Source organism: Sphingomonas sp. MA1305, from assembly GCF_016107325.1.
Lineage (GTDB): Bacteria > Pseudomonadota > Alphaproteobacteria > Sphingomonadales > Sphingomonadaceae > Sphingomonas.
Genome location: NZ_RCVT01000001.1, coordinates 373543 through 390287, shown reverse-complemented (window position 1 = coordinate 390287; position 16745 = coordinate 373543). Strand labels below are relative to the sequence as shown.

Genomic DNA, 16745 nt, shown 5'->3' with positions numbered 1-16745 from the left:
CCTCCCCGCCCCCGCGGTTACTTGCGTTCCCAGACCTTCTGCGCGCCGATCCAGGTTTCCAGCACCTTGGTCGCGCGCAGATCCGCCGGCGAGGCGGCGAGCGGATCGCGGTCGAGGACGATGAAATCGGCCAACTGCCCCGGCTGCAGCGAGCCGAAATCCTTTTCGGCGAAGGCCGCATAGGCCGCACCGCCGGTATAGGCCCACCATGCCTGCTCCCGGGTGATGCGCTCCTGCGGCTGCCAGCCGTCAGCGGGCTCGCCGTCCGGTCCCTGGCGGGTGAAGGCGGCGGCCCAGCCGGCCCAGGGATCCGGCTTCTCGACCGGAAAGTCCGATCCGAAGGCGAGGTGGGCGCCGTTCTTCAGCATCGACGCCCAGGCATAGGCGCCGGCCAGCCGCTGCGGCCCCAGCCGCGCCTCCGCCATCAGCCGGTCGCTGGTCTCGTGCACCGGCTGCATCGAGGCGACGATGCCGTTGCGGCCGAAACGCGGCAGGTCGGCCGGCGCGACGATCTGCGTATGCTCGATCCGCCAGCGGCGGTCGCCCTTGTAGGTATCGGACAGTTCCTCAATGGCGCCGAGCACCTGCGCATTGGCGGCGTCGCCGATCGCGTGCACGGCGACCTGATAATTGTCCATCGCCGCGCGGCTCATCAGGTTGCGGATCAGCGTGTCGGACATGAAGCCCGCGCCGGACTGGCCGGGCGCATCGGCATAGGGCTGTTTCAGCCAGGCCCCGCGCGAGCCGAGCGCGCCATCGGCATAGAGCTTGACCCCGGCCAGCTTCAACCGGCCGTCGTACAGCCACGGCGTCGGCCCGGTGCCGCCGATCATCAGCGTGGTGTCGACGCCCATGCCGTAGCTGACGATGCGGACGCGCAGCGAACCCTTGTCGCCCATCCGGCGATAGGTCATCCAGTCGTCGAGGCTGCTGCCCATGTCGGCGACCGCGGTGACGCCATAGCCGAGCAGCAAGTCCTGCGCGCGCAGGAAGGCGGCGTTACGATCCTTGGCGAGCGGCGCCGGCACCACCTTCCGCACCAGCTCCATCGCCGCATCGACGAACACGCCGGTCGGCCGGCCGCCGGCCTTCTCGATCCGCCCGCCCGCCGGCGACACCGTCTGTGCCGTGATGCCCGCGGCCTTCATTGCGGCGCTATTGGCCCAGGCGGCATGGCCATCGGCACGCTCCAACCACACCGGGTGGTCGCCCGTCACCTGATCGAGTTCGGCCGCGGTGGGGAAGCGGCCGAGGCCCCAGCTTTCCTGGTTCCAGCCGCCGCCGAGAATCCAGCGCCGGTCCGGATTGCCCTGAACATAGGCGCCGATACGCGCCTGCGCCTCCGCCAGGCTGCGGGCGCCGGACAGGTCAAGCTCGAGCGTGCGGAAACCTTGCTCCATGACATGGCCGTGCGCGTCGAACATGCCCGGCACGACGACCCGCCCCTTCATGTCCGCACGCCATGCATAGCGCGGCCCGGGGTTCTTCTTGGTCGGCTCCGGCGTCTTCTCGCCGAGCGGCACGAGCCGCACGACGCGCCCCTTCGCATCGACGATGATCGCGCGGAAGCGGACGACATGCTGCTGCGCGTCGAGCGCCATGCCGTTGACGTTGTCGACGATCGCGTCAGCCGCCGCCGCGCCGGGCAGCAGGCCGAAACAGGCGAGGATGGCGGCGGCGGAACGGCGGGCAGTGCGCCGAGTTGCGGGTTCGGACATGCGCCTGCCATATGGCGGCGACACGCGATTGGCGAGAGGTCAGCCATCCCGTTTGGCCGACTGATCGCGATCGCCGCTGCGGCACCGGCGCCGATGGTCGGCGATTGCCGCTTCGCCAAGATCCACCGGTCGTCGCGGCACGCATACCGATGCTGCGCCGGTGGATGGACGCTGACAAGGCGCGGCTGCGCCTGTGCACTGCGCGCGGCGCGCGGCGCGGCCGCCGAGCGCATCAATGCGACGCGCAATGGCTTTCCTTTCCGCCGGTTCGAGACACAGAAGGTCTGGAAGGCCGTAACCGATACGCCGCGGCTGCTCAGCCTGTCGACGCAATCCTACGAATACACCGGCGGCGCGCACGCGTATTCGGCGACGGCGACCTTGGTCTGGGACAAAGCGTCGCGCCAGCGGCTCGCGCCGATTGCATTGTTCGCCGCGCCCGCTGCGCTCGAGCGGCGGTCCGCACCGGCTATTGCCGGCGATTGAAGGTGGAACGGACGCGCCGGCTCGGCGCCGCGACCGGCGGCGGGGCGGACGATCCGTTCGCACGATGCCCGGCGTTCAAGGATCTGGGCTGCTGCTCGGCTCGACCGATCGCCGGCACATCGACCGGACGGGGCTGGTCGCCGACCCCTATGTCGCCGGATCCTATGAGGAGGGCCGCTACGAGATCGACCTGCCGGTGACCGCCGGCCTCCTCGCCACGGTCAACCGGCATACCGGGCCGCCTTCGCCATCGGCTGAGGTCCGCGCGACGCGACGGGGCGGCGGATCACCGCCGCCCCGCCCACCGCTCAGCTGTTGGCGCCGCTGACCCTGATCGTCCCGTTGATTCCCCCCGGAAAGAAGCCGCCGGACGCCACCGACAGCGCAGAGGTGTAGAAGATGCCCAATGCCTGTTCGGGCGAGCGCCGGATCGCGCACCAATTGGTGCCGTCGGTGATGTCGAGATTGGGATAGACGGTGACGTTGCCCTTCTTGTCGATGCTCGCCGAACCCAGGCTTTGGTCGCGACCGCCAGGACCATCGAACGGGTTACGCGCGACGGCCATCGAATAGGCACGGGCGAATATGGTGGTGGGGCCCGTGACCTTCGCCAGCGCCTCGGCCGTCGCCCGGGCGAAGAGGACGTTCCGCAACAGCCCGTCCGTCGCTGCCACGCCGGCGGTCAGCGGTCCGAAGGTCTTGCGGACGCTGACGTCCATCTGCCACGCAAGTTCGTCCATCGCGCTGGTCACGACGGCGGACAGGCCGATCGCCCCGAGCAGGAAGTCGTTCTCCGACGCGAACGGATCGTAAAAGCTGGTTGGCGGCGTGGCGCTGGTCGGCACGGCGAATGCTTGGAACGGGCTCCCCTGCCCGATCGCGAAATTGATCGCCGGCTGCGCCGTCACGGCATTGCCAAGCGACTGACGGAGAAAGGCAACGCGCGCCACCACTGCCGACGTCGCCTCGCGGACCGCGGCGATCAGCCTGGTGTCGGTGAACCCGATCGCGCGCCCGCCCGACACCTGCCCCAGCGTGCCGCTGCCCGTCGTCAACGCCGCCGGCAGCGCCACGCCATCGAGCGAGATTTTGAGGTAATTCGCCAACAAATAATGGATCTGCAGGGCAAAATTGAGCCGGTCGGGGTCTGTCGCCGTATAGGTCGGCGGCGCGCTGACCGCCGTCGCCGAAGCGGTCGGCGACGGTACGCTTTCCGCGCCGACGATGCCGTCGTTGCACGCCGACAGCAGCGTCAAGCCGCCCGCCGTCAGCGAGGCCCCTCCCATGAGCCGCAGGAAATGCCGGCGACTGCCGGCCGGCGCCTGATCGTGCATGGTCATCATTCCCCCTCCAATCGCCTGTCGTTCGGTCACCCGTTCAATTCGCCGCACTGCGCACGATCCCGCCGGAAATCCCCTTCGGGAAGAATCCCCCGGCGGTCGCCGCGGACGAAGTCATGAACAGCACGTTCAAGACCTGTTGCGGCGTCCGCGTCAGATAGAGGCCGTTGGCATCCGTCACGGTCAGGCGAGTCGCGATCTGCCCGTCAGCCTGCATCGCCGGCGAGAGGCCGCGGTCGGTGATCGCGGTGCCGTCGATCGCGTCGCGCCAGGCAGCGAGCTTGTCGAGCATGGTCAGGATGGCGGGCGTTTGCGCGGAAAGATCATACAACATCGATCGGACGCTGGTGACGCTGCTTGCCAGCGTGGCGGCCATCGAACTCATCATCGCCATGGCGATCGGGTTGGTCATGTCGGCGAGGATCGACGCATAGGCCGATGCCTGGACGCTCAGCAGCATCTCCGCCCCAATCAGACAGTTGGTCGGCGACGCATAGGGACTGAATTGCTCGTCCGGTCCGATCGCGCCGGCTAGTTGCAGCATCGCCGTGAACGCGCTCGGCCGATAGTCGATCTCGGACTGCGCAACCGAATCGCCACGCAACATGCCGCGTATTGTCAGCGTCTGATACCAATGTTCGTCAGCGATTTCCTGGATGCAATTCTGCAAGACGCGATCGGCCTGATTGGGGAACTTCACCTGCTGAAGGTTGGCGGCAATGACTCCGGCATCGCCGTAAATTTCTCCGGCGCGGATATATTGGGCCGGCAGTTGGCGATTGTCGCCGTAGATGACGAATTGCAGATAGTTCGTCACCAGATATTGCAAGTGCAGGGCGAATTGCAGCGGCACGGTATCCACCGATGAGCTGACGTCGGCACGCGCCTTCGCCGCCAGACCGGCCAGCATCGCCCCCCCGAGCAACGCGCCCAGTGCTGCGCGACGCCCCGACAGGCCGCCGTCGCCGACGGCCGGCGCCCCTTCATCGATCATCGCCTTTGCGATCATTCGTTCCTGCACGAATCCTCTCCCCCGTTGGCTTGCGCGCCTATCCTGTTGTGAGTCCCCGATATCTTTCACACCGGGCCCCGACATCATTCGTGCGCTGCGGCGATGCTTATCGCTCTGCTTTTTTTGTTGGACAAGTCCAAATCGAACAATAATTATACGACAAGTTCGAGGGTCGGGGAGCCGCTCGATCGAACCGGACAATCATGGGGGAGGGTTATATGTCCACGTACGTCAGGCGTTTTGCTGGAACAGCTATTTCGGCTTTGGCAGTCTCGCTCGCCACCAACGCCGCACAGGCGCAGAATAGTCCTGCTGATCCTGCGACATCCGCCACGCAACAGCAAGCTTCCAGCGGCGACGCCACCGATGGCTCCTTGCGCTCATCGAAGGCGAGGAAAAGGAATAAGAAGCGCGCCGCCGAATCAACTCCGAACGTCCGCAACGAATCGGGCCGCCTAGAAGGCGATATCGTCGTCACCGGCTTGCGGGAGAATGTGAAGAGCGCGCGCAGTGCCAAGCGACGGGCGCAGCAGATCGTAGATGTCGTGCTAGCGCAAGACATTGGCAAATTGCCCGACAAGAATGTTGCGGAAGCATTGGCGCGTGTTCCTGGCATCCAGATCGATCGCGACCGTGGCGAGGGCGGCAGGGTGCTGATCCGCGGTCTCGACGGCGTGATGACCACCGTCAACGGATCGCCGTCCTTCTCCGGGGTCGACCGCACGACCAATCTCAACGACATCTCGTCCGACCTCGTCGCCGGGATCGAAGTGTACAAGACGCGGACCCCGGATCAGGTGGAAGGCAGCCAGACGGGCGTCATCAACCTGACGCTGCGGCGGCCGACCGACTTCCACGAGGGCGCGACCTACGCGGTCAGCACCCGGTTCGATTACGCGGACCGGATCAAGAAGCTGAACCCCTATTACAGCGCTCTGGTCGCCTATAACGGCGATACGCCGATCGGCCGCATGGGCTTTTCCGTGAACGGCACCTGGAATAAGGTCGGTTATAACGAAGACCTGCGGTTCAACGAGGTGCCGAACCAGCAGTATAACATCAGCCAGCCGGTCCTGCCGACCTCAACCCCGGCGCGCATCTACCTGCCCTTCCGAGTCGGCTTCGCCGGCACCGACGGCTGGTCGAAGCGCGGGGCGTTCCAGATCTCCTCGCAATGGAAGCCGGATGACCATTGGGCGATCACCGTGGAAGGCGGCTATAGCAATCGCCAGGCCCTGCAGACCGACAGCACCTTCTGGGTGCCGATCACCTATTCGGAATCGAGGAACGCGCCGCCCAGCTTGTCGAACGTCGTGCTGGCCGACGACGGCCGGCTGGTGAAATCCGTATCGCTCTACGGGCTGGACCCGATGGGCCCCGGCCGCCAATCCTATCTCGAAACGACCAAGGGCTATAACGGCCGGTTTCAGGTCCAGTATAATAGCGAGCGGATCGAGCTGAACGCCTGGGCCAATTACGCGATGTCGCGCCTCGATGCCGACAGCCTGTACCATTCCGTCCGCTTCAGCCAGCAGCCGCGGGTTGACGTCGTGTTTAACGACATCACCGACCCGCTCGGCGGCGTCAGGGTCGATTTCAGGAACATCGATACGCTCGACCCCAAGAACTACGTCTATATCGACAATTTCGGGCAGCAGCTGCAACGCCGGCTCAGCGGGGAAACCGAGATCAAGGCCGATCTGAAGCTCAACACCTTCTTCCGCTTTATTGATTATCTAAAGATCGGCTTCCGCTACAACAATCGATCGTACAGCAACAATTTCGCCAGCAATTGGTACGCGTCGCTCCGGCTGCCGATCGCAGCGTTGCCGAACTACCATCTCGTCCCGGTCGGCTACAACTTCCAGAATGGAAGTAACGCCAATTGGATGATCGGCGACAGCGACTCGATCCGCGCGAGCTTTCCGCTGATCCGTTCGATATTGTCGCCGATCTATCCCGAGCTCGCCGCGCCTTACCCGAGCTTCGACCCGTCACAACGGTTCGGCGGCGGCGAGCGCGGCTTCGCCTATTACGGACAGTTTCACTATAACGTGAAACTGTTCGTGCCGGTCGAGGGGATCATCGGCGCCCGTATCGTCAATTCGCTGACGGCCCTGCAGTCACTGCGGCGCACGACCGAATTTGTCACCAACGACGACGGCGTGAAGGTCAAACAGGTGACCGACATCCTCGATACGCCGCGGGGCAATGCGCTGGACATCCTGCCCAGCTTCAACGCAATCGCGCATCTCACCCGCAAGCTGCAGCTGCGGGCGGCCTATACCTATGAAGTGGCGCGGCCACGCGCGACGGACATCAACCCATGGATCGCCATCGACCTCAGCGACCCCGCCAATCCCCACGGCCGCGGCGGCAACGCCAGTCTGCGTCCGGAATCGATGTCCAAATACGACGCCTCGCTCGAATGGTATTTCGGCTCGACGGGATCGGTGTCGGTTGCGGTGTGGCAGTGGAACAAGAAAAATGTGATCGCGTGGCAGGACCAGCCCGAATTCCTGCCCGAATCGCCGACCCTTCCGACGCTGGTATACCGTCCGCGCAACCTCGGCCGCGGGCGCGCCCGCGGCATCGAGGGCCAGTTCACGACCTTCTTCACCTTCCTGCCCGGTGTCCTCAAATCGTTCGGGACATCGATCAACGGCACGTTGAACGTCACGCGCCAGGCTTCCGCACCGGTACCGGACAAGGACGGCAACCTCGTCTTCATCTACGGCCCGATCATCGACGTCTCGAAATATGTGTACAATCTCGTCGGGTTTTTCGAGCGCGGCGGCCTGAACGTGCGCGTCGCCTACAACTGGCAGTCGCGGCGCCAATGGCGGCTCGATCAATACAATCCGTATAACAACTTGTTCCGCGATCCGGTCGAGCGGCTCGACGCGGCGATCAACTATGACGTCAACAAACATCTGACGATCGGCCTGGAAGCGTCCAACCTGACCCGCAACGGCGACCGCTCCTATTGGGGAACCTATGACGTGCCGAACAACGTCAAATACTTCTCCCGCAACTATGCCTTCTCGCTGCGGTCGCGCTTCTGACGCACCGGGTGGCGCGGCCTTTCACGCCGCGCCGCCGATCCTCCGCCGGTTCCCCACGCCGCGTTTATCGGCTAGCGGTCCGGCATGGCCTCCCAACGCGTCGATGCATCCGCCCTGCCCGTCTCGCTCGCCGACGTGCGCGAGGCGCATGCCCGTATTCGCGACTCGATCGTCCGGACGCCGACGCTGATCAGCCGCACCCTGTCGGGCATGACGGGGGCGCAGGTCTTCCTGAAATTCGAGAATCTGCAGTTCACCGCCGCCTACAAGGAACGCGGCGCGCTCAACACGCTGCTGCAACTCTCCGACGCGGCGCGGGCGAAGGGCGTGATCGCCGCCTCGGCCGGCAACCATGCGCAGGGCGTCGCCTATCACGCCAACCGGCTGGGCATTCCCTCGACCATCGTGATGCCGCGCACCACGCCGACGGTGAAGGTGGTGCAGACCGAAAGCCATGGCGCCACGGTCGTGCTGGAGGGCGAGACGTTCGACGCCGCTTATGCCCACGCCCGCGTGCTGGAGGCGGAACGCGGCTTCACCTTCGTTCACCCGTTCGACGATCCGCGTGTGATCGCCGGTCAGGGTACCGTCGCGCTCGAAATGTTCGAGGACGTGCCGCAACTCGATACCCTGCTGACGCCGATCGGCGGCGGCGGCCTGATCTCCGGGATGGCGACGGTCGCGCACGCCCAGCCGCATCGGGTCGAGGTGGTCGGCGTGCAGGCCGAACTCTATCCCTCGATGTACAACCGCATCCGCGGCACACATCTGCCCTGTGCCGGCGATACGCTGGCCGAGGGCATCGCCGTCAAAGAGCCGGGCGGCCTGACGGCTCAAATGGTCGCCGCGCTGGTCGACGACATCGTCCTGGTCGGCGAGCGCAATCTGGAGGAAGCGGTCAGCCTGCTGCTGCAGATCGAGAAAACGGTGGTCGAGGGCGCGGGCGCTGCCGGTCTTGCGGCGTTGCTCGCCTTCCCCGACCGGTTCCGCGGGCGCCATGTCGGCGTGGTGCTGTGCGGCGGCAATATCGACACGCGGCTGCTCGCCAACGTGTTGTTGCGCGACCTCGCCCGCTCGGGCCGGCTGGCGCGTTTGCGCGTGCGGCTGCAGGATCAGCCTGGCGCCCTGTACAATGTCGCCCGCATCTTCGACCAGCAGCGGGTCAACATCATCGAAGTCTATCACCAGCGCATCTTCACGACGCTGCCGGCAAAGGGCCTGATCACCGATATCGAATGCGAGACGCGCGACGCCGCACATCTCGACCGGCTGATCGCGGCGCTGCGGGACGGCGGTTACGAAACCAGCATGGTCGAGCAGGCATAAGTCATCCGCATGCCCGGCCGGGCAGTTTCTGCCGCCGGCCCGGCGGTGCCGATCGACAATCCGCCGTGGCGATAGGTCGCATCAGGAACAAAAAGGGCGCCGCGGTCAGACCGCGACGCCCCTTCGTCATCCACGTAACGTGGATCAGTTGCTGCTGGAGTTATCGTCCTGCACGATCGCGACGACGCCGATCGCCACCACGCCCGCGGCGATGATTGCCGCCAGGATGCCACCGCCACCGGCGCCGAGCTTGCTCTTGCCGCTGGTCGGCGTACCAACGCGGACCGACTTGGCGACCGACAGCGACGCCGCCGGGTTGGCCGGGGCGGCAAAAGCCGGCGCAGCGGCGATCGGCGACGCGACGAGAGCGAGGGCGGCCATCGAACCGGAAAGCAACTTGGTCATAGGGAATACTCCAATGGTCAATTCGCCCATTGTAACAGGATGTCGCGCCGATGGTTCCGCAACGCAGCAAAAACATCACTCGGTTCATCGCATTTTTTGATCAGGATCAGCTTGGGCGAAATTAACCAACAATGATGGTAAAGCTCCTTCTCAGAGCGGCTTACGTGATTCATATAGACGTGGCGCCGCGCATCGGGTGTCACTTTCGTCCATCAGGAGTCCGCCGGCGGTGACCGCGCCCTTTCGTTTCCCGCGCTTCTTCGTCACCAGCCCCGCCCCCTGCCCCTATCTGCCGGGGCGGCAGGAGCGGAAGGTGTTCACTGAACTCAGCGGGCCCCATGCCACCGAGCTCAACGATGCGCTAAGCCGGATCGGGTTCCGTCGCTCGCAGGGCGTCGCCTATCGCCCGTCATGTGCCGGCTGCACCGCCTGCCTGTCGGTACGCGTCGTCACCAGCGACTTTGTCCCCAATGCGACCCAGCGCAAATTGCTCAAGCGCCACGACGGCATCGAGGTCACCGCCTGTCGCCCCTGGGCGACCGACGAGCAATTCCAGCTGCTCCGCCGCTATCTCGCGGCGCGCCACCCCGGTGGCGGCATGGCGGGAATGGACGAAGATGATTATGCCGACATGGTCGAGCATTCGCCGGTCCAGTCGCTGGTCATCGAATATCGCCTGCCCGCCAAGGATGGGCAGCGCGGGCGACTGATCGGCGCCTGCCTAACCGATCGGCAGGTGGACGGCCTGTCGATGATCTACAGCTTCTTCGACGCCGGCGCGGATGCGCCCCCCGGCCTCGGCAATTTCATCATCATGGACCACATCATCCGCGCGCGCGATGCGGGGCTGCCATATGTCTATCTCGGCTATTGGGTGAAGGGATCGCAGCGGATGGCGTATAAGACGCGCTATCGGCCGATCGAAGTGCTCGGGCCGAACGGCTGGCGGCTGCTGGAGGACGACACGGACGGCGGGAACAGCGACGCGGTCGCCGCCTGACGACGATCAGATCGGGTCGCTCTCCGCCTCGACGACGACGCCGTCGGCGCTCACTTCGCGATCGGGACCCTGCCGCCCAAAGTGGACGCGGACGCCGCCTGCGGTGACCATCTTGGCAACCGGCGCAGCGGCGGCAAGGTCCTTGGCGCGGCCACGGTGGACGGTGACGCCGCTGTCGTCTGTCGCGTCGCGATAGACGGCAGCGATTTCGCTCGCCGGTGCCGGGGCCAGCGGCACCGCCGAAGCAATGCCCGGCTCGACCCCGACATAGCTGGCGCGGAAGCTAAGCGCCTGTTCCATCGCGCCGCGCCACCGATAGAAGATATGCGCGCCGACCGAACCGATGCGGGTCAGGCTGGAGGCCCACCAGGGCAGCACGTAATTGGCATGGTAGAAGGTTGCCGAACCGATCGGCGCATAGACCTGACCGGCGAGCGCGGCGGCGGCGACCTGCGCCGCGCGGCTCCAGGCGAGCGGATCGCGGCGGAAGGCCATCGATCCGTCGCAGGTGAAGGAGAATTGGCAACCGGTGCGACGCTGCGACCCCTGATAGACGACGCCGCAGACGCTGTGCGGAAACGCGCGGTCGCGGACGCGGTTGAGCACCACCTGCGCCACCGCGCGCTGGCCGTCGAGCGGTTCCGACCGCGCCTCGTAATAGACCGCCGCGGTCAGGCATTCGGCCGCGCGTCGCGCATCCTCGTCGCTGCGCGCCTGTGCGAAGAATGCCGGTGCGGCTTGGGCGAAGGCCGGTGCGGCATCGTCGGCCGCCGACGCGGTCAGGCTGCGCGGCAATGCCGCGACTTCGGGCACGTCGAGCGCAAGGTCGCGCAGCAACTGGCGCGGCGACGCCGCCGGCACCGTCTGACTGATATGCGCGCCATGCGGGCCGCCCGGCGTACACGACGATGCCGCGAACAGCACGATGCCGAGCGACAGCCGGGCGGACAAGGAATTGCGTGACGACCCCACATGGTCGCCCTAGGGCTTAAGTGCTTAGGAAGCGGTTAAACGTGAAGGGCGGCGGGCCGCGCCGCTATTGCTCGCGCACGGTGACGTCGACCGCCAATTCCTCTTCGCCCTCGCCCAGCCGCGATCCTGCCACCGGCGCAGCACCCGCCGCGTCGAGCGCAATCGCCACCCGCACCACTTCCTCCTCCGGCGATCGGCCGGCCGACGGGTCGAAGGCGATCCAGCCAAGCCCATCGACATGGACTTCCGCCCAGCCATGGGGCGTCGGCCGGTGTGCGCCGTCGGCGAGGCTGTAGCCGGACACGTAGCGCGCCGGCGCGCCGAGCGCGCGTGCACCCGCCAGGAACATCTGCGCCATATCACGCGTCGTCGCGCTGGGTCGGGCAAAGGCCGCGGCAGCGGTCAGGCCGGGCTGCGGACGGCCGCAGTCGGGCGCGAACCGCGCATGCAGGGCGCGGTTGAACCGATGCAGGCCGCCAAGCTGGCCGTCGCTCCCCAGCGCCTCTCGCGCGAATGCGGCCAGCGCCGCGTCCGCCGCCGTCGTCTCCGTCGCACGCAGGAACAGCGCCGGCGGCAGCACTTCGGCGACCCCGCGCACCACGCCGCTGGCATGGCTGGTCAACACTTCGCCGCGCACGGCGATCTCCAGCGAATCGATCGGTCCGTCGGCGTAGAGCATGGTGACGGCATTGCCGAAACCGTCCCGGCTGCGACGCATCCGCGCATCGCAATCGACGTCGATGCGCCAGCGCGCCACGGTCTGATCGTGACTGTTCTCCGGCGTCAAGCGCAGCATCTGGACGATCCGCGTCTGCGGCGCGCTGAACCGGTAGACGGTGCGATGATCGATCGACAGTCGCATCAGCCGAACCGGAATTGCCGGCCGATTGCCTCGTGCAGGCGGCCGTTCTCGGCGATGAACGCCTGCAGATATTGGTGCAGGCCGCCCAGGATGACGTCGCCGGACCGCGTCCGTGCCATCCGATTGGCCCGCGCACGCGCCATCCGGTCCGCCTCGCCATGCGTGCCGACCCGTTCGGCGAGCAGACCGAGAATGTCGACCGTCACCTCGGCGGACGCCACCAGGCTGCGCGGCAATTCGCCCTTGGCGATCAGCAGATCGATGACGTTCGCCGGGGTCAGCCCGTCCGAATAGAGCCAGCGATAGGCGGTCACCGCCGACACCGTCTGCAGCAATGTCGTCCACTGATCGCGATCGACCACGCCGCCGACCCGCTCCCCTTCCGGCAGCAGGATATGGTATTTGACGTCGAGCAGCCGCGCGGTGTTGTCGGCGCGCTCGATCGCCTGGCCGAGCCGGATGAACCAATGCGCCTGGTTGCGCAGCATCTGGTGCACCGCGCCTTCGAAGCCGCGCGTCTCGTTCTTCACCGCCTCGACCAGTGCCAGCGTCGCACGCGTGTCGCCGACGCCGGCGCGGTTTTCGAACACCAGCCAGGCGCGGTTGATCGCGGTCCACGCCTCGCGGCTCAGCGCGATGCGGACCGCGCGGGCATTGTCGCGTGCCCGGTCGAGGCAGCGGACCAGCGAACCGGGGTGGCTGGTGTCGAGCGTCAGGAAGCGCACGACATTGCGCTGGCGCAGTTCCGCGCCGCTGGCGGCGAAATCCGCCTCCGCCTCGATCACCGCCAGCGCCGACGACCAGGCGATCTCGCCCGCCGGCCGCGACGACATGACGTCGAGCCGCACCGTCGCCTCGATCAGCCGCGCGATAAAGTCCGCCCGCTCGAGATAACGGCCGAGCCAGTAAAGCGACGAGGCGGTCCGCGACAGCATCATGCGCCGTCGCCCTGCCGCTGCGTCATGCCGTCCAGCGTCTGGCTCTGCATGCCGCCCGCATCGGGCAGCAGCACGAAACTGTCCTTGGTGCCGCCGCCTTGGCTCGAATTGACCACCAGCGACCCCTCCTTCAACGCGACGCGCGTGAGCCCGCCCGGCACCACCTGCACACCCTTGGCCCCGGTCAGCACGAACGGACGGAAGTCGACATGGCGCGGCGACAGGCCGCTGTCGGCGAGCGTCGGCACCGTCGACAGCGCCAGCGTCGGCTGGGCGATGTAGCGGTGCGGTTCGGCGATCAGCGCCGCGCGAAAGGTCTCGATCTCGTCGCGGCTGGCGGTCGGTCCGACCAGCATGCCATAGCCACCCGACCCGTCGACCAGCTTGACGACCAATTCGTTGAGATGGTCGAGCACGTAGCGCAACGCTTGCGGTTCGCGGCAGCGCCACGTCTCGACATTGGGCAGCTTCGCCTCGCCGCCGGAATAGAAGCGGACGATCTCCGGCATATAGCTGTAGATCGCTTTGTCGTCGGCGATGCCGTTGCCGGGCGCGTTGATGATCGCGACGTTGCCGGCGGCATAGGCCGCAATCAGCCCCGGCACGCCCAGCATCGAATCGGGACGGAAGATCAGGGGATCGAGGAAATCGTCGTCGATCCGGCGATAGATGACGTCGACCCGAACCAGCCCCGCGATCGTGCGCATCCACACGATGTCGTCGTCGACGACCAGATCGGCCGCCTCGACCAGTTCGATGCCCATCGAATCGGCGAGGAAGCTGTGCTCGTAATAAGCCGAATTATAGTGGCCGGGGGTCAGCACGACGCAGGTCGGCTGGCCGGCACGGCCCGGCGGCGCGACCGATTTCATCGTTTCGAGCAGCCGGTCGGGATAGCTGTCGACCGGTGCGACGCGATACTGGCGGAACAGTTCCGGGCACAGCCGCACCATCGCCTCGCGATTCTCGATCATGTAGCTGACGCCGGACGGCGTGCGGGCATTGTCCTCCAGCACGAAGAATTCGTCGGGGCCGGTGCGCACCAGATCGATGCCGCAGATATGCGCCCAGATGCCGTGCGGCGGCCGCATCCCCGCGATCTCCGGCCGGAATTGCGGATTGCCGAAGATCAGATCGGGCGGCAGCACGCCGTCTTTCAGGATGCGCCGCTCGCCGTAAATGTCGTCGAGGAAGGCGTTGATCGCCTCGACCCGCTGCACCAGCCCCTCCGACAGGCGCGTCCATTCATCGTGCAGGAAGACGCGCGGCACGATGTCGAATGGGATGATCCGTTCGCGCGCCGCGGCATCACCATAGACTGCGAAGGTGATGCCGAGCTGGCGGAAGGTCGCTTCGGCCGCGGCCTGGCGGCGGCGCAGCTCGTCCGTGGGCGTAGCGTCGAGCCAGCGTCCTATGGCGGCCAGCGCGGGACGCGGCGGCGCCTCTCCCGAAAGCCCCATGATTTCGTCGAACGCCGGTCGTTTCCCCATTGGAACGGTAAAGCCCCCCGCCTGTCGCAAGTTCCATGCTGACAGCTTTGGTGCGGCGCACAAGAGGGCGTTCGCAAATTGGCGAGCGGATTCGGTCCGTTATTTCAGCGCGGCGAGCATCCCGGGCGTCAGCACCTGCGGCAGCACCTGCGGCGTCGCGGCGCCCGGCGCATAATAGAGGTAGAGCGGCACGCCGGCACGGTAATGCGCCTGGATGAACCGGCCGAGCACCGGGTCGCCATCGGTCCAGTCGCCGACCAGCACCGCGACCTTGTGCTGCGCGAAGGCGGTACGGGTGGCGGCGGTGTCGATCGCGGCGCGCTCGTTGACCTTGCAGGTCAGGCACCAGTCGGCGGTGAAATAGGCGAACACCGGCCGCCCCTCACGCCGCAACTGCGCCAGCTTCGCCTCGCTGAAGGCATCAGCGCTCGCCGGCTTGACGATCGCCGTTCCGGTCAGCGCCGCGGCGAGCACGACCGAGGCGCCGACCGCGCCCACCGCCAGCGACCAGCCGAAGCCCTGCCCGCGCCTTTGCCGGCGCCCCCCTGCGATCAGCAGCGCCGCCGTCGCCAGCATCGTCACCACGCCGACGACCAGACCGAGCGAGCCCGCCTGCCGCCACAACAACCACAGCAGCGCCAGCGTGGTCAGCAGCATCGGCACCGCCAGAATCCGGCGCAGCCGCTCCATCCACATCCCCGGTCGCGGCAACCGCCGCCTGAGCGCCGGCACGAACCCGATCGCCAGGAACGGCAGCGCCAGCCCGAGGCCGAGGCCGCCGAACACCGCCAGCGCCGCCGGCCAGGGCAGCACCAGCGCCGCACCCAGGGCCGCCCCCATGAACGGCCCCGTGCACGGCGTCGCGACGAAGGCCGCCAGTGCGCCCGTCGCCACCGAGCCCAGCGCACCGCCACCGGTCGCGAAGCGCGGCGCCGGCACCTCGAACCGCCCGAGCAAATTGAGCGCGATCGCGAAGGTCAGGGCGACGAGCAGCACGATGACGCGCGGGTCCTGCAGCTGGAACGCCCAGCCGATCGCCGATCCCCCGGCGCGCAGCGCCAGGATCAGCCCCCCCAGTGCGACGCAGGTCAGCACCGCCCCCAGCGTGTAGCCCAACGCATCGCTGCGCGCCTCGCGCTCGTCCGCCCCGCCCTTGGCGAGGTGCAGCGCCTTGAGGCTGAGGATCGGGAAGACGCAGGGCATAACGTTGAGGATCAGGCCGCCGAGCACGGCGCCGGCAAAGGCCGCGAGCACCGCCGCCCAGCCGAAGCCGGCGCCGCCCGATCCGGTCGCAGCGACCGCGCCCGGCGCCGCCCGCACCGCCAGGCCGAGATCCTTGCCGATGCGCAGAACACCCTCGATCGCGCCGCGCGGGCTGCCCTGCGTCGCGATCAGCAGCCGGTCGCCCTCGCGCGTCACCGTCTGCGGCGCGGCATAGGTCAGGCTGCCCGGCGTGCCGGCGAAGAAATAGGCGTCGGCAAGCTTCGCGCTCGCCGGCAGCGGCACCGCGATGGTCAGCTTGCCATCCTGCACCTGATAGGCGGCGGGGGCGTCGAGCGGCTTGGGGATCGCCGCGCGCCAGCGGTCGAACGCCGCGGTATCGGCGGGCGCGCCGTCGCCGACCGTCAGGTCGATGCTCAGGTCCTGCTGTTCCGGCACGCAGATCGTGTCGGTGCAGACCAGATAGCTGGTGTGCAACCGCACCGGCAGATGCGTTCCCGGCGCCAGTCCTGCCGGGAAGTGTAGCGCGACCAGCGGTGCGTAGGGCCCCTCATAGACGTAATTCATCAGTCCGGCGACGAGCAACGTCGTCGGCACCGGCCATTGCGGTGCATCGACCCGCGCTCCTGGAGGCAGCGTCCAGTCGAAGCTCGGCGCGAAGCCGGCGTCGCCGGTGTTGCGCCAATATCCGTGCCAGCCCTTCTCGGGCCGGGTGTCGAGCGCCAGCGTCACCACCTGCCCTGCGCGCGGCGCGGCGGTGTCGGCGACCAGGCGCATCGCGAGGTGCGGCGCACCCCCCGCCGGCGGCAGCGCGTCGGCCAGCGCCGGCCCCGCGGCGATTGCCGCGAACAAGGTCATGATTGCGCAACAGAGCGCGCGCATTGCGGTTCTTGCCCGTCCCATCGGGTCA

14 protein-coding genes are annotated in these 16745 nt (G+C 67.1%); 5 read left to right on the top strand and 9 right to left on the bottom strand.

From position 1 onward, the window contains the following. Positions 1 to 17: 17 nt before the first annotated feature. Complete coding sequence (locus D9601_RS01775) at positions 18 to 1718, bottom strand: amidohydrolase (protein WP_198352219.1); 1701 nt, start codon at positions 1716 to 1718, stop codon at positions 18 to 20. A gap of 93 nt (positions 1719 to 1811) precedes the next feature. Between D9601_RS01775 and D9601_RS01770 the strand changes: the two genes are divergently transcribed. Together D9601_RS01770 and D9601_RS01765 are read left to right on the top strand one after the other, a co-directional pair. After that, positions 1812 to 2204, top strand: a complete 393-nt coding sequence (locus D9601_RS01770) for a DUF4163 domain-containing protein (protein WP_198352218.1) — start codon at positions 1812 to 1814, stop codon at positions 2202 to 2204. Between the two features lie 64 nt (positions 2205 to 2268). Further along, on the top strand, positions 2269 to 2532 hold the full coding sequence (locus D9601_RS01765) for a hypothetical protein (protein ID WP_198352217.1): 264 nt from the start codon (positions 2269 to 2271) through the stop codon (positions 2530 to 2532). Here D9601_RS01765 and D9601_RS01760 read toward each other — a convergent pair. Together D9601_RS01760 and D9601_RS01755 are read right to left on the bottom strand one after the other, a co-directional pair. Beyond that, positions 2513 to 3547 carry a ferritin-like domain-containing protein gene (locus tag D9601_RS01760; protein ID WP_198352216.1) on the bottom strand — a complete coding sequence of 345 codons (1035 nt, stop codon included), beginning with the start codon at positions 3545 to 3547 and terminating at the stop codon, positions 2513 to 2515. The genes D9601_RS01765 and D9601_RS01760 overlap by 20 nt on opposite strands. Positions 3548 to 3581: 34 nt before the next feature. Continuing rightward, entirely contained in the window at positions 3582 to 4757 is a 1176-nt protein-coding gene (locus D9601_RS01755) for a ferritin-like domain-containing protein (RefSeq protein ID WP_198352215.1), read from the bottom strand. Positions 4758 to 4759: 2 nt separating this feature from the next. Here D9601_RS01755 and D9601_RS01750 point away from each other — a divergent pair, with 2 nt between their 5' ends. Together D9601_RS01750 and D9601_RS01745 are read left to right on the top strand one after the other, a co-directional pair. Further along, entirely contained in the window at positions 4760 to 7621 is a 2862-nt protein-coding gene (locus D9601_RS01750) for a TonB-dependent receptor (protein WP_332837876.1), read from the top strand. 84 nt (positions 7622 to 7705) lie between these two features. Then, the gene (locus tag D9601_RS01745; RefSeq protein ID WP_198352213.1) at positions 7706 to 8947 is read left to right on the top strand and encodes a threonine ammonia-lyase; all 1242 of its coding nucleotides are present in this window, start codon (positions 7706 to 7708) and stop codon (positions 8945 to 8947) included. 144 nt (positions 8948 to 9091) lie between these two features. Here D9601_RS01745 and D9601_RS01740 read toward each other — a convergent pair whose 3' ends face one another. After that, positions 9092 to 9352, bottom strand: a complete 261-nt coding sequence (locus tag D9601_RS01740; RefSeq protein WP_198352212.1) for a hypothetical protein — start codon at positions 9350 to 9352, stop codon at positions 9092 to 9094. Positions 9353 to 9581: 229 nt separating this feature from the next. On the opposite strand from D9601_RS01740, the gene D9601_RS01735 reads away from it, so the two are divergent. Then, a complete protein-coding gene (locus D9601_RS01735) occupies positions 9582 to 10352 on the top strand; it encodes an arginyltransferase (protein WP_198352211.1) in 771 nt (256 codons plus the stop codon). A gap of 6 nt (positions 10353 to 10358) precedes the next feature. Here D9601_RS01735 and D9601_RS01730 read toward each other — a convergent pair whose 3' ends face one another. The 5 genes from D9601_RS01730 to D9601_RS01710 form a co-directional block, all read right to left on the bottom strand. Beyond that, positions 10359 to 11324, bottom strand: coding sequence for a cell wall hydrolase (locus tag D9601_RS01730; protein ID WP_332837875.1), 966 nt, complete (start codon positions 11322 to 11324; stop codon positions 10359 to 10361). 64 nt (positions 11325 to 11388) lie between these two features. Continuing rightward, a complete protein-coding gene (locus tag D9601_RS01725) occupies positions 11389 to 12186 on the bottom strand; it encodes a transglutaminase family protein (protein WP_198352210.1) in 798 nt (265 codons plus the stop codon). Further along, a complete protein-coding gene (locus D9601_RS01720) occupies positions 12186 to 13121 on the bottom strand; it encodes an alpha-E domain-containing protein (protein ID WP_198353333.1) in 936 nt (311 codons plus the stop codon). Before D9601_RS01720 ends, D9601_RS01725 begins: the two co-directional genes overlap by 1 nt. After that, positions 13121 to 14614 carry a circularly permuted type 2 ATP-grasp protein gene (locus tag D9601_RS01715; RefSeq protein WP_198352209.1) on the bottom strand — a complete coding sequence of 498 codons (1494 nt, stop codon included), beginning with the start codon at positions 14612 to 14614 and terminating at the stop codon, positions 13121 to 13123. Before D9601_RS01715 ends, D9601_RS01720 begins: the two co-directional genes overlap by 1 nt. A gap of 99 nt (positions 14615 to 14713) precedes the next feature. Continuing rightward, complete coding sequence (locus tag D9601_RS01710) at positions 14714 to 16738, bottom strand: protein-disulfide reductase DsbD family protein (RefSeq protein WP_198352208.1); 2025 nt, start codon at positions 16736 to 16738, stop codon at positions 14714 to 14716. Positions 16739 to 16745 lie beyond the last annotated feature (7 nt).